The sequence below is a fragment of the Komagataeibacter melomenusus genome (assembly GCF_013155395.1).
Taxonomy (GTDB): Bacteria; Pseudomonadota; Alphaproteobacteria; order Acetobacterales; family Acetobacteraceae; genus Komagataeibacter; species Komagataeibacter melomenusus.
Map to the genome: position 1 here is coordinate 1 of NZ_JABJWC010000122.1, position 492 is coordinate 492.

At 61.6% G+C, this 492-nt stretch carries 1 pseudogene; it reads left to right on the top strand.

Annotated elements, in window-relative coordinates:
• Window positions 1–492, top strand: a pseudogene (locus HNW77_RS17345) (Hint domain-containing protein); the annotation flags it as partial.

Here is a 492-nt window from a genome sequence, read left to right on the forward strand (position 1 = left end):
GTGTCCATCACCAACAGCGGCACCATCGAAAGCACGGCGGGCGGGCAGGCGATCGACCTGAACGATTTTGTCGGTCCCGATAATACGAGTACCATTACCAACAATGCAGGCGGCCTGATCAAATCGGACGACGCCGATGGCATCCGTCCGGGCGCAAATGCCACGGTAATCAACGCGGGCACGATCTATGCCGATGGCGCGACGGGCGACAGCCATGACGGCATCGATTTCCAGGACGCCCCCACCGGCACCGTCATCAACGAGGCCGGGGGCCTGATTTCCGGCAAACGCCATGGCATCACGGGCGACGGGTATGTGGATGTCTACAACGCCGCCGGGGCGACGATCATCGGGCGCAACGGTTCGGGCGTCGGGTCCGACGGTACGGGCAAGGTGGTGAATTACGGCACCATCATCGGCGGTTATGACGGATCGGGTACAGGCGATGGGGACGGTATCGACATCGATAACGACGCCATCGTGGACAATTAC